The sequence below is a fragment of the Streptomyces sp. NPDC048383 genome, assembly GCF_040651775.1.
GTDB lineage: Bacteria > Actinomycetota > Actinomycetes > Streptomycetales > Streptomycetaceae > Streptomyces.
Map to the genome: position 1 here is coordinate 152,157 of NZ_JBEZKS010000002.1, position 13,193 is coordinate 165,349.

Annotated in this window: 6 protein-coding genes; 1 reads left to right on the forward strand and 5 read right to left on the reverse strand. The window is 75.6% G+C overall.

Translation table 11 applies throughout. The features are described from left to right. Positions 1–64 precede the first annotated feature (64 nt). From AB0D46_RS03595 to AB0D46_RS03610, 4 genes are all read right to left on the reverse strand, one after another. Entirely contained in the window at positions 65–607 is a 543-nt protein-coding gene (locus AB0D46_RS03595; protein ID WP_362875609.1) for a type 1 glutamine amidotransferase domain-containing protein, read from the reverse strand. Positions 608–1,144: 537 nt separating this feature from the next. Next, complete coding sequence (locus AB0D46_RS03600) at positions 1,145–3,310, reverse strand: PQQ-binding-like beta-propeller repeat protein (RefSeq protein WP_362875610.1); 2,166 nt, start codon at positions 3,308–3,310, stop codon at positions 1,145–1,147. A 71-nt stretch (positions 3,311–3,381) separates the two neighbouring features. Then, complete coding sequence (locus AB0D46_RS03605) at positions 3,382–5,985, reverse strand: PQQ-binding-like beta-propeller repeat protein (protein WP_362875611.1); 2,604 nt, start codon at positions 5,983–5,985, stop codon at positions 3,382–3,384. Positions 5,986–6,023: 38 nt separating this feature from the next. Beyond that, positions 6,024–8,051, reverse strand: a complete 2,028-nt coding sequence (locus AB0D46_RS03610; RefSeq protein WP_362875612.1) for a serine/threonine-protein kinase — start codon at positions 8,049–8,051, stop codon at positions 6,024–6,026. Between the two features lie 476 nt (positions 8,052–8,527). Here AB0D46_RS03610 and AB0D46_RS03615 point away from each other — a divergent pair, with 476 nt between their 5' ends. Further along, a complete protein-coding gene (locus AB0D46_RS03615; RefSeq protein WP_362875613.1) occupies positions 8,528–9,280 on the forward strand; it encodes an NUDIX hydrolase in 753 nt (250 codons plus the stop codon). Between the two features lie 274 nt (positions 9,281–9,554). Here AB0D46_RS03615 and AB0D46_RS03620 read toward each other — a convergent pair whose 3' ends face one another. Further along, complete coding sequence (locus tag AB0D46_RS03620) at positions 9,555–13,166, reverse strand: RICIN domain-containing protein (RefSeq protein WP_362875614.1); 3,612 nt, start codon at positions 13,164–13,166, stop codon at positions 9,555–9,557. Between the last annotated feature and the right edge of the window lie 27 nt (positions 13,167–13,193).

The following is a 13,193-nucleotide window of genomic DNA, read 5'->3' on the forward strand; positions in this document are numbered from 1 at the left end:
TCGTTGGGAGGAGTGCCCATGGTTTCTCCGTTGCGGTGCGGGGACGGGAGGGGGTGGGCCGGCGTCAGGAGGCGTGGTCGCGGAACTCCTGGACGAACGCCGCGCAGAAGGCCTCCAGGTCGTCCGGGTTCCGGCTGGTGACCAGCGTCGCGGGCGTGGCCCGACAGACCTTCACCTGCTCGTCGACCCAGGTGCCGCCGGCGTTGCGGATGTCGGTGGCGAGGCTCGGCCAGGAGGTCAGGGTGCGGCCGCGCAGGACGTCCGCTTCCACGAGCGTCCAGGGGGCGTGGCAGATCGCCGCCACCGGTTTGCCGGCCGTGAAGAAGTCCCGGACGAAGCCGACGGCCTTCTCGTCCGTGCGCAGGGCGTCGGGGTTGGCGACGCCGCCGGGCAGCACCAGGGCGTCGTAGCCGTCCGAACTGTCGCCGGCGAGGACGTGGTCGACGGGATAGGTGCCGGCCTTGTCGAGATGACGGAACGCCTGGACCCTGCCGGGGCCCGTCGAAACCAGTTGCGGGTTCCAGTCGGCCTTCTCGACCGCCTTCCACGGTTCGGTGAGTTCGATCTCCTCGACGCCTTCGAGCGCGGTCAGAAAAGCGATGCGCACCAGGTCCACCTCCTTCTGTCGTACTTCCGGGCTTCCGTACTTTCAACGGGCTTCTGTTCCTGCGACGGCCTTCGCACACGCCGCGCGTCGGGCGGCCTTTCCTGACGGGCTCGATCGGGCTCGAACCACGGCTCAGTCGGGCGGTTCCGGAACCGCCGGTTGCTCGTCGGGCGCCGGCGCGGGCCCGGCGGGCGGCTCTCCGTGGCCGGGGGGTGTGTCACCGGGGCCCGAGGTCCCGGGGTCCCGAGGGGTCGGGTCGGGACCGCTCGGTGTGGGTCCCGGGCGTTCGGGTGCACCGGGTCGGCCGGGGTCTTCGGATCGGCGTGCCACGGTCCTGTCCATCGCGTTCACCTGGGAGTCCCTTCCGTAGGGCGTGCGGGCACGTCCGTACTCCCCTGCGCCTGCCCTGCCCCACGCGCCTCAACCGGGCGGGCCGCGGCCCGCGGCTCGTGACGGCGCGGCGGTTCGATCAGCCGTCGTGCGGCCGTCGCGGGGTGGTGACGTGGCCCGGGGTGCCGGGGCCGGGCAGCGCAGAGGTCAGTCCAGGGGGATCGCCGCGATGCGGTCGGTGTTCTGGGGGTAGAGCCGGTTGCCGTGCTGGACGATCATGGTGGGTCCGTCCGGCATGTTGACGGCTCCCGCGGACACGGTCCAGGCGGTCCGGCGCTTTTCGACGTCCACGGCGACGACGGCTTGATCGCCGCTCCCGACCGCCGCGTAGAGCTCGCCGCCGAAGGGGGCGGGCGGCGCCAGCATGGAGACGTACCCGCCCGGGTCGTGGGTCCACAGCTTCTTGCCGGTCGCCTCGTCGAAGGCCTGGAAGGAGCCGTCCGCGACGTACACCGCGCCGTTCACGCAGACGGGCGCACTCAGCAGCTTCGTGCCTTCCGGCTCCAGCGTCCAGGCCGGGGCTCCCGTCGCCAGGTCCACCGCCGTGATCCTCTCCTCGAAGTCGAGGACGTGGCGGTCGGAGGCGACCGGGCGGTTGAAGCCGCCCGATCCGTCGGGTGACTTCGCCTGCTGGTCGGTCCGTACCCGGGTCGCCCAGAGCAGCCGGCCGTCGCGCAGGTCGAAGGCCATGACGCGCCCGGGGTCGGAGGCGATCAGCCGACCGCCGGAGACGATCGCGGACATCATGAGGGAATCGTCCCGGTCCAGGACCGCGCCTTCGATGCGTTGGCGCCAGCGCACCTTCCGGGCGTCCACGTCGTAGGCGACCAGCCAGGGTTGGTCCTCCGGCTCACCGGAGCGGTAGTACGCCTTCAGGTAGAGGCATGCGGCGTCGGCGGCCAGCAGCCCCGTGGTGAAGGCGAGTTCGCCGAGGACGGCCGGGCCGGCCGCGTCGGGGGCGAGCCGACCGGTCAGCGGATCCAACCGGCCCGCGCTCGCGTTGTCGTCCTCGTCGAAGACGAGGCCCACGAGGTGGTCGCCGAACACGGCCGTGTCGGCCTTGGCGGTCTGCGCCTCCCACAGGATCCGGCCGTCGGTGGTGGAGATCCCGCGCAGGACGTCGCCCACGTGGATCAGCGCCTTGTCGACCGCCACGGCCGGGGTGGCGGTGAACGGGGTGGCGACCGACCACAGCGGGGCCGGCGGAGTGCCGGGCGGGCGGCTGGTCCGCCCCGGTGCGGGGCTCGTTCTCGGGCCGTCGGAAGCCGCTCCGGGGCCCGCGCCGGTGCCGGGGAGGGTGCCGGTGAACCAGAGCGCCGAGACGCCGCCGACGGCGGTGAGCGCGGCAGCCGCCGTACCCGCGATCACGGTGCGGCGGGCGGGGCCGGGCCGCGGGGCGGGAGCTCGTAGGGGGGTGGTCGCGACGGCGGCGACCTCCTCGATCCGCCGCGACAGGTCGGTGAGGAGCCGCTGCGGCAGCAGGTCGGCGAACTCGCCGGCGTCGAACGGCCCCCACTGCGCACGTAGTTGGTCCGGTCGCGGCCGCTCCCCCGGCTCCGCCGACAGGCAGGCGGCGAGCGTGTCGCGCAGCCCATCGGGGGCGCCGGCCAGGTCGGGGGCGGCTCCGTCGCGCAGCAGTTGCAGGGTGCTCTGCCGGCCGCGGGCGTCGTAGGGGCCGTGCCCGGTGGCTGCGAACACCAGGACCGCGGCGAGGGCGAACACGTCGCCCTCCGGGCCCGGTGGCCCGCCGCGCGCCTGTTCGGGGGACATGTAGGCCGGGGTGCCGGCGACGCCGCCCGCCTCGGTGAGGCGGGGGCTGCCGGGTGCTTGGGCGATCCCGAAGTCGATGAGCCGGGGACCCTGCGCGGTGATCAGTACGTTGGACGGCTTGAGGTCCCGGTGGACGAGTCCGGCACGGTGCAGGGCCCCGAGGGCGGCGGCGAGGGCGGAGCCGAGTCCACGGACGGCCCGCTCGGGCAGTGGTCCCCCGGCCGCCACCGCCTCGGTCAGCGAGGGGCCGATGAGGTAGGCCGTGGCCAGCCACGGCGTCGCCGTGTCCGGGTCGGCGCCGAGGAACGCGGCGGTGTGCTCCGCTCCCAGGGACCGCGCGGCCTCGGCCTCCAGGGCCAACCGCTCCCGGTAGCCGGGCCGGTCGCGCAGGTCGGCCCGTACGGTCTTGACGGCGGCCAGTCGGCCGCCGGTGGTCCGGGCCAGGAAGACGGTTCCCATGCCGCCGCCACCCAACCGGCCGAGGAGGGTGTGCGTCCCGAGCCGCTCGGGGTCGTCGGGCAGCAGGGGCAGGAGCGTGGACATGACCGGTGGGATCCTTCGCGACGGGCCTGCGGGGGCGGGGGCGGGGGTGTGCGAGGGGCGCGGGGGCCGTGTCAGTCCGTCGGGAGGGCCACGACCACCGACGGGCGCCCGATGAGCAACGCAGTCGCGGTCGTGACGAGTTGGAACGGCTCGCGGGCCTCCACCCCGGCAAGTCCCGTCTGCCACAGGCGTTTGCCCGAGGGGAGGGAGGTCGCGGTGATCTGGTTCAGGGTCGACAGGTACAGGGTCCGGCCGGACGAACTCGCCGCCATCCGGCCGAGCATGAACCACTCCAGGTTCTCGTCGAGGCTCTGCTCCCACAGCGTCCGTCCGGAGTCCGTCGCGACGGCGACGAGGGGACCCCGGCCGTCGTCCGTCAGGTACAGGGTGCCGCCGGCGAGCAGCGGCGGGGCGTTGGTGCCGGCGACCACGGCCGGCGACTCCCACACCCGGGTGCCGGACTCCAGGTCGTAGGCCTGCGCGTGGCCTTTGGAGAGGAGGAACAGTCGCCCGCCGCCTGCCGGGTCGACCGTGGAGGCGGGCCCGCCGTGCACGTCGCCGAAGGTGCGGTTCCAGAGCATCCTCCCGCTGCTCCGGTCGAATCCGGCGATCGCCAGCGTCCGGACGGCCGTGACGTCACGGAACCGCTGCTGGGGCACCTGCACCTCCACGACGACGATCCGCGGGCCGACGAAGGCGCCCAACCGGAAGTCGAACCCGCTCGGCATCGGCGTGCGCCACAGTTCCTCGCGCCGGTCCAGGTCGAAGGCGGCCAGCAGGTGTCCACCGGTCGGATTGCCGTCCCCCACCACCAACCACGCGGTGGCGCCTTCGACGGCGAGCACCGTCGAGAGGTTCTCGATGCGTTGCAGCCACTGGGTCCGCCCGTCCCCCAGCGCGCAGAGCGACAGGCCCTCGCGCGTGGTCACCAGGACGCGGTCGCCGGGCGCCCGGACGGGTGGGGCGTTGCCGCTCACGCCGGGCAGCTGCCACGCCTCCTTGCCGGTGCGCAGGTCGTGCCCGTACAGGACGTCGCCGCGCAGCATCAGGAACCGGTCGGCGCCGCTGACCGGGAGGAGCTGCGTACGGGCCGTGTTGTCGTCGAAGCGCCACAGCGCGGGCGGCGGCATCCCGGGCACCCGGGGCGCCGTCCCCGGGGCGGCGCCGGCTCCGGAGGACGGTCCGGGGCGGCCGTCGCCCGCGGTGAGCGCCGACCAGGCGAGCGTGCCGGACGCTCCGAGGGCGGCCCCGGCGAGGAGGTGAGTGAGGAGTCGGCGGCGGGTGGGGGCGGGAACCAGCGTGGTGGGAGTACGGGGCGGCGCGGTCCTCGGCGGGGTGGAACGGCTTCGGGGATCGCCCTGCGCGCGTCCCTGCGGGGCGGTGCCCGGATGGCCGTCCGGATGCGCTTCCGGTTCCGCTTCCGGTTCCTCGCGCGGTTTCGCTGCCGGATCCGCGTGCGGGGCGCGAGTGGGACGCCGTACGTCGCCCCGTGGCGCGGCCTCGTCCGTGGAGGCGGGGCTGTTCGCCGGGCGCAGGTCGTCCGAGTCGGGGGCGTCCGTGGCGGCGGCGTCCGATCGCGGGGTGTCGGCGTCCGGGGTTTCCGTCTCCAGGTCGGCGATGGCCTGGGCGCGTACGGCCAGTGCCGCCACGACCCGGCCGGGCGGCGGGCCCGGGTGCGGCGAGCCCGGCTGCGGCGGGTCGTCCTGTCCCGTCGGTGCCCGGCCGTCGGTGGCCGGTCCTGCCGCCTCCCTCCCCTGGAGCGTCATCGCACGGTGCAGTTCGGCGGCCGTGGGGCGGTCGGCCGGGGCGGGGGCCAGCGCCGCGGCCACGACCCCGCCCAGCTCGGCGGGGAGCGCGGGGAGTTCGGGCCGGTCGTGGGCGGCCCGGTAGGCGAGGACGGGAGGCGGGCCGTCCCCGAAGGGCAGCCGGCCGGTGGCCGTGTGGATGAGCAGGACGGCGAGGGCGTACACGTCGGCAGCCGCGGAGGAGGGTCGGCCCGCGGCCACTTCCGGGGCCATGAAGGCGGCGGGCACGGTCGACACCCGGCTCTGCGGTTCCTCCCGCGCGGGCCCGGCGGCCCGCCGTCGCCGCGCACCGTCCGCCCCGTCCCCGTCCTCGTCCTCGTCCTCGTCCCCGTCCTCGTCCCCGTCCCCGTCCTCGGGTACCGGTCCGGGTACGGGGAGCGTGCGGCAGGCGTGCAGGGCCATCAGCAGCGGGCGTCCCGTGGTCAGCCACACCCCCTCGGGTGCCACGGCGCCGTACCCGATGCCCCGCGCGTGCAGGGCGGCCAGGGTGGCGGCCACCTCCCCGGCGACCCCCACCGCCCGCTCCGGGGACAGGACGCCGCCTCCCGGCCCGGGCCCGCCCGCGATGTCGGCCAGGGACACGGCGGGGGTGTAGGCGAGGGCCACCCACGAAGGGAGGGTCCCCGTCCGCAGCCCCAGCACGGCCGGCACTCCCGGCGCGGGAACGCGGTGCAACTCCTCGGCCGCCGCGTACGCGGCCGGTGGTAGGAGGCAGACCACCGCGTGCCCGTGGGCACCGTCGCGGCCGACGTACATGCCGTGGTGCGGCGGGGCCGGCCTGGGGCCGGGCCAGCGGGCCGGCAGCCGGTACGGCCCGGCGGTCCTCGGATCCTCGGGCGAGAGCCCCGCCCCCAGATGTCCGCGTGCCATGCGTTCCCCTCCCCCTCGTGGTCCCGGTCCGGGACCGGTCACATGCCCGGCAGGGCGCGGACGGTGCTGCCGCGTTGCCACACGGCGGCGCCCCGGGCGACCGCTCCCCGCCAGGGCGTCCCGGTGCGGACGTCGGCTGCCGGGGCCGGTGCGAAGACGTACTGTTCGGCCGCCCGCGCGGTGTCCACCACGAGGATGCCGAGTTCGGGCTTGCGCAACGGTACGAAGACGGCGGATCCGGAAACCAACGGGGCGTGGTCCTGGGCCAGTTCGTCGGGCGCGAGCAGGGTCCAGGCGGGGGCTCCGGTCCTCGCGTCGACGCTGCGGAGTTGCCGGCCGTCCGCCACGTACACGGTGTCGCCGGTCAGGGCGGGCGCGCCGAAGCCGCCGGTGTCGTCGGCGGGGAGGGTCCACAGCTGTTGGCCGTCGGACCTGCCCAGGCAGTTCAGGGCCCGGTGGCCGCCGCCGCCCACGACCAGGGCACGCGCGGACAGGGCCGTCCACCGGCCGTCGCTGCCGGCGGGTCGGCGCCACGCGAGGCGGCCGTCGGAGACCGACAGGGCCGCCACTCCGCCGGTGGCGGAGGCCAGGAGCAGCAGCCCTTGTCCCGTGGCCGCGACGAGGGTGGGGCCGGGCACCGGAGTCGCCACCCGCCAGCGCGCGCCCCGGTCCGCGGGTCCGACGGCGGCGACGCGTCCGGCGTCGTCCAGGACGTACGCCTGGTCCGCGTCGGCGGCGAGCAGCGCGCCCGGTCCGCCGGGCACGCGATGGCGGACCGCGCCGGTGGCGGCGTCCAGGAAGAGCAGGGCGCCGTCCGGGGCCTGGGCGACCGGCCGGGGGCCGCCGACGAGGGCGCCGGCCGTCGGGCCGCGGCCGCGGCGTGCGCCGGAGACCGGATCGTGCGGGGCCGTCGCGCCGTCGCCGTCCGCGAACCACACCGTCCCGCGGGCGCCGATCGGCCCGAAGGCCGGTGCGGCCGCGGCGCCGTCGTACGTCCACAGCGGTTGCGGAACAGTGCCGGGCGGGCCGCTCCAGGCGGGGGCGGGCGGCCCCGCGGAGTCGTCGCGGGCCTGGTGTCGCAGGAGGGCGCCGGCTCCGGTCGAGGTGAGGAGTACGGCCGCGCCGGCGCCTGCGAGGAGTCGGCGCCGGGCGGGCAGCCGGGGTCCGGCGCCCAGCGCGGCGGCGGCTCGCCGCATCGCGGCGGCGTCGGCGGCCACCGCAGGGGGGAGCCAGCGGCTCGCGGGACGCAGGGCAGCGCCCCGCGGGTCGAGGTCCTCGGTCACCTCGGCGGCGGTGGGCCGGTCGGCCGGTCGTTTCTCCAGACAGCCGCGCACCACGGGGAGCAGTTCGGACGGCACCGCGGCGAGGTCGGGGTCCTCGTAGGCGATGCGGAAGTCCGAGCGGACCGGGTCGCCGTCGAAGAAGGCGTGCCGGCCGGTGATCGCGAACACGAGCAGCGCGCCGAGGCAGAAGACGTCGCTCGGCGGCCCGAGGGGCCCTTTCACGACCTGTTCCGGCGACATGTAACCGGGGGTTCCGGGACGTTGCCCGGTGGCGGTCAAGGTCGCGTCGCCGACCACCCGGGCGATCCCGAAGTCGACCACGCGGGGCCGGTCGGCGCCGAGGATCACGTTCGACGGCTTGAGGTCGCGGTGTACGACACCGGCTCCACCGAGGGCCGTCAGCGCCCTGCCGAGGGCGCCGGCGAGCACGCACACGGCGGGCGTCGGCAGTGGCCCGTGCCGCCGCACCCCTTCGGCGAGGGTAGCTCCGGGTACGAACTCCGCTGCGAGCCAGGGCACTTGTTCAGTGGCCGAGGATCCGAGGACCGCGGCGACGAAGGGGCTGCGCACCGCCGCCGCCGCTGCGGCCTCGCGCCCGAACCGCGCGCGGAGGTCCGCGTCCCGGAAGAGTTCGGGGCGAATGGTCTTGAGGGCCACGGGCCGGCCGCGACGCCGGGCGAGATAGACCGTCCCCATGCCACCGGACCCGAGCACCCCCAGGATCCGGTACCCCCCGAGCTGTGCGGGCGTGCCGCCCGGCAGCGGGGCGATCACTGGTCTCATGCGCCTGATCGTAGGGGCGTCGTGGTCAAGGGGGGTCACAATCAGGGAAGTTGGGGGTTGCGCCCGCGCCCCGGCTCCCGCAACGCGTCGGAACGGCGGGGTCACCACACCGCCGCCTGCGGGTGCCGCCATGACTGCACGGTCAGTCGCACGCCGGGAGGGGTCGGCCCCCGGGCAGAGGGACCGCCCGTCCCCGGGCGCACTGGGGGCGCCCCGACAACCCGGCCCATGCGCTCCCGCGGGGCATCGAAGAGCCGGGAGGACGAGGCGGACACCGAACCTCGATGTGATCAGCCGACGCAGGCACCTGACGGTCACGGGTCTCGCGCCCCCACCCCCGCCGCACCCACTCCCCCGGACGCGGGCGATCCGTGTGATCCGGCAACTCGCAACCGCCCTGCCCCCGGGGTCCGAGGTCCTTGTGAACCCGTTTGCCAGGCCCGTGGGTTGCCGGTCGGCGCCGCTACGATGAGTGAGTGAGCGACACTCCGCGTCCGGGTCCGGAACTCTACGAGGTCAGCTGCCTTCGGCTCGCCGAGGGCGCGGCGCCCGCGCTGTCCCCCGACGTCGAAGCCGCGCGGGACCGGGTGTGGGAGAGCACGGTGCGGGGCAATCCGGCCATGTTCGACGGGCCGGTGGTCGCGTGCGTGGAACTCCAACGGGTCGATCCCGACACGCTGTTCCTGCGTTGGGCCGCGGTGACGTACCGGCACCGGGTGCTGCGTCGCGTTCCCGGGGCGGAGGCGTTGCCGTCCCTGTTCGTGAACGTGGTCCAACCGACACACGAAGGGCGGGTGCTCATGGGGCGGATGTCGTCCTGGACGGCCACTCCAGGACGGTGGCAGTTCCCCGGCGGGGCCGTCGAGCCGCCCGGAGCCGATGAAGTGCTGGACGAGCCCTCGCTGTGCGGGCAGGCGGCGCGCGAACTGGTCGAGGAGATCGGGGTCGACGTCGAGCCGAAGCGACTGCGGTTGTGGGCGGCCACCCGCGGCGCGCGCGGCAGCGTCGGGCTGACCCACCTCGCCCCGAGCCGACCGGAGGCGGAGTTGCGCGAGCGGTTCACCGCCGTGGTGGCGGCGGAGGGCGCGGCGGGCCGCGACGCGGAACTCGACGCGATCGATTTCGTGCGCTCCCCGGACGAGTTGGCCGACCTGGCCGGACCTCACGTGGACTACCTGGACCCGCTCCTACGCCGCTACGCCCGGGCCCCGCACCGGCCCGGGAGCTGAGCGGGCGGCCGCGAGGAAGCTCTCCCGGCACGGTCGGCGCACCGATCGGCGGACCGGAACGCGGGGGCACCTCGTGACCGACGCGGCGAACCCGGCCGGCGGAGGGGGCGTCGGCCGACATCCGCCGCCCTTCTCCCCGTCGCCCGGCGCCCTCATCGGAGCCCGCCCACGGTCCTGCCCTCCCCTGCCGGGCAGGTGGGGCACCCGTCGGCCAGGGCGCGTTTTGAAAGTGGCGCCGGACGCCGCGGGCCGGGCGAGACTCTCACAACACGCGCTAGGAGCACTCCCACATGGCGGCCTGAGTGCCGGAGCTGGTGCTCAGGCCGGGCATGTCCAGGCACATCCAGGTGGGGGCGCCACTGGGGGTGGCGCCGCTGATCCAGTAGCCGTTGTTGGCGTCGATGTTGTCCGTGTCCCACCACTTCTGGTTCAAGCCGCCGTTGCAGTCCCACTGGACGATCTTGGCACCCCTCGTCGCCCTGCCGCCGGAAATGTCCAGGCACTTGCCGGAGTTGGCGTTGCGCAGCTGGATGAAGTTGCCTCCGTCCGTGACCTCTGACTTCCACAACCCCTCGCTCGGCGTGCCGCATTCGGCCTGGACCACCGGGGCGCCGTTGTCGTTCGAGCCGCTCTTGACCTTCAGACACATGCCGCTGTGGTGGTTGACGATCTCGAACCGGCTGCCCCGCTTGCGCAGCTGCCACAGCTGGTTGGGGGCCAGGCTCGCGCCCATGTCCGACGCGGTCTGCGCCGCAGGAGTCGTGACGGGGCGCGCCTCGGCGGCGGTCGCGGGGAGCAGGGACGTCCCGGCGACCGCGATCAGGGCGATCAGCGCCGAGCGGGTGGACGTGCGCTTCGTGAAGTTCATGCCGAGTACCTTTCGTACGAGGCCCCGCCGCGAAAGCGCCGGCGCCGGTGATGGCGTAGGTGGCGCCGGGCCGTGGGGGCGGGCCGGCGCGGTGCTCACTCTGTCCGCCGGCACCCTCCGCACACATCGTGGAAGACCACGAACACGGCGCCCGACCCGCCGTCGTGGTCGGCGCCCCCGCCCCTCAGGGTCCCCCGGCGGGGTCCCCGGCCAGGCCGACGCGAGCTGGGTCCGGCGGGTCACCTTGAGCTTGCGGAACGCGCTGGTGAGATGGGACTCCACCGTGCGCCGCGTCAGGTGCAGCGCCTCGCCGATCTGCGCGTTCGTGTGCCCGAGGGCGGCGAGGTCCACGACCCGGCGTTCCGCGCCGGTGAGTGCGCTCGGACCGGTCGTGGCACGCGTGGTGGTACGGGCGTTCGCGGCGCGCAGCGCGGCGCGCGTCGCCCCCAGCAGTCGGCCGGTCGGCGCGGGATCCGGATCGACACCGAGTTGTCCGTACCCGACCCGAGGGTCGCGTTCCGCACCGAGCACGTCGTCCGGGGCGCCACCGGCGTCCCGCGCGGGGGACAGCAGGCGCACCGCCTCGGCGTCGGCGGCGCGCAGGTCGTCGCGGCCCCGGCGGCCGAACCCGGCCGCGATGCGGGCCCGTCCCAGGTCGATCAGCGTCTCGATGCGTTCCACGGGCGCGGGTGCCCCCACCAGCAGGGCGGACGCTTCGACGAGCGAGTCCAGGCCCCGTCGGCCGCCGACGGCCGCGGCGTGGGCCCGGAGCGCCCGGCCGACCGTACGGGCGGTTCCCCAGCGGCGCGCGTGGTGCAGTTCCTCCTCCGCCAGCTCCCGGGCCTCGGCGGGGCGGCCGAGGCGCGCCAGGACGAGGGCGGCGCCGGATCGCCACGGCGTGGCCACGGGGCTGACGAAGTCGCGGGCGCTCTGGCCCGTGCCGCAGGCGAGGTATGCGGCGAGGGCGGCTTCGCAGCGTCCTTCGATGCCGTGGAGCAGGGCGCGGGCGTAGCGCAGTTCGTTCCATTCCCAGGAGCTGTCGGCGGTGGTCGTGTCGGGGGTGGAGAGGAGCTGCCAGGCCTGGTCGCGCTGCCCGAGTTCGTACCGGGCGAGCGCCACCATGGAGACCAGGTGGGGCGCGCGGATGCCGCGACCGGTGCAGGTGTGGGCCAGCTGGGTGTTCTCGGCCACTACGCGCCGGAAGTCCCCGGCCCAGAGCGTGGCTTCCGCCCGGACGCTCAGCAGGCACTGCAGGCCGGCGTCGGTGAGGTCCGGCGGCGCGGGCGGTACGGGAAGTCCTTGCGCGGCCAGTGCTCGGGCGTCCTCCAAGCGGTCCGCCCATTGGAGCAGGGTGGCGGCGCTGCCCAGCCAGGCCGTGCGCAGCAGCGGGTGGACGGGCGCCGCGGCGAGCCGGGGCCGGATCCGTGCCAGTACCTCGGCTGCCGAGAGGAGACCGGCGCCGGTCTCGTACTCGGTGATCAGTGAGCAGACCAACGGTTCGACGGTGATCGGGGCCGTGGGCGCGAGGGCGCGCAGGCCCGCCACGGCGTGGCGCCAGGCGACCGCGTCGTGCGAGGAGATGAGGGCGGTGACGGTGCGCAGGACGTGCGCCAGTTCGTCGTCGCCGGCGCCGTCGCACGCCCGGTGCAGCACGCTCAGCGCACTGTCCGTGCGGCCGCCGGCGGCGAGGGCCGCGCCGAGGGCGGGCGCGGCGGTGGCGCGTTCCTGACGGTCGGGGTGCAGGGCGATGCCCGCGCGGAGCCTGCGGATGCCCGCCTCGGCGCTGTACGGGAATTCCAGCGATCCCAGGCGCAGCGTGAGGTCGGCGTACCGTTCCCGGGCGAGCGCCGGCCGGGCCCGTAGGGCGTGGCGCAGCAGGGCGGCGGCCTCTTCGGTGTGCCCGGCGCGGACGGCGTCGTCGGCGGCGTCCTCCAGGCACCGCGCCATCCACCCCTCGTGGGGGTGGTCCAGGTGCAGCAGCCGGGCGGCGACCTGCGGGGCGGGGGCTCCGCCGTCGTGGAGCAGCCGGGCGGCGCGGGTGTGCAGGGCCGCCAGCTCGGCGGGGTCGGCCGCGTCCAGTACGGCGTCCAGGGCGAGCGGGTGGGAGAGCATCCGGACCAACGACGACGCGCTCGGCGCGCCGGCCGCCGCCCGCCGGGTCGCCAGCAAGGGCAGGGCCTCCCGGAGCAGGGCCGGGCCGGTCGCTGCGGAGCACTGGGCGGTCACGGCGAGCGCGAGGACCGTGCGTCGGGTTTCATCGTCGGCACGGTGGCGGATCCAGCGGGCGACCGCTTCCCGGTACCGGACGAGCCGGGGTCCGTCGACGGTGTCCGGGCCAACGGCCGGGTGGACGGGGTCCGGGGGACGCGCCAAGTCGGTCAGGAGCGCCTGCAGGAGGGCCGGGTTGCCTCCGGTCGCGTCCCAGCACATCGCGTGCCGTTCGGGCGGTAGCCCGTGCTCGTGCGCCAGCCTCGCGGCGGCTCGCGGCCCCAGTGGGGGCAGGGGGTGGCACACGCCCGTGGCCCGGGGCAGCAAACCGGCGTCCATGTGTTCACGGCATTCGGCGGTGGCCAGCAGCAGCACCGGCAGCGCGGCGATCCTGCGGGCCAGGTACCCGGTCCAGCGGCGGGACACCGGGTCCGCGCAGTGCAGGTCGTCGACGGTGAGCAGGACGGGCCGGTCGTCGGCGGCTCGGGCGAGCAGGTCCAGCAGCCGGTGGAAGATTTGCTGCTCCTGCCCGTCGGCGGGGTCTGCGAAGGGGATTCCGTCGGTGGTGGGGAAGACTTGGCGCACCAGGGCGAAGGGGAAGGCCGTCTCCTCGGGTGCGCACCGCGCCGACCGTACGCACACGCCGTCGTCAGCGCTCGCGACGCGGGCGACCGCGTCGAGGACGGCGGTACGACCCCGGCCGGGCGGCGCGGTCAGCATCAGCCAGCTTCCCCTGCCGGTGCGCGCCCGTGCCAGGGCGCCGGTCGCGGCTCGCAGCACGCCCTCGCGTTCGACCAGTACGTGTGTCACTTCCGCCCTCCCACGCCGCTGCCCACC

Bases quoted from the DNA above. Each gene is read 5' to 3' on its own strand.
- AB0D46_RS03600 (WP_362875610.1), bottom strand. From the start codon at position 3,310: ATGTCCACGCTCCTGCCCCTGCTGCCCGACGACCCCGAGCGGCTCGGG.
- AB0D46_RS03605 (WP_362875611.1), bottom strand. From the start codon at position 5,985: ATGGCACGCGGACATCTGGGGGCGGGGCTCTCGCCCGAGGATCCGAGG.
- AB0D46_RS03610 (WP_362875612.1), bottom strand. From the start codon at position 8,051: ATGAGACCAGTGATCGCCCCGCTGCCGGGCGGCACGCCCGCACAGCTC.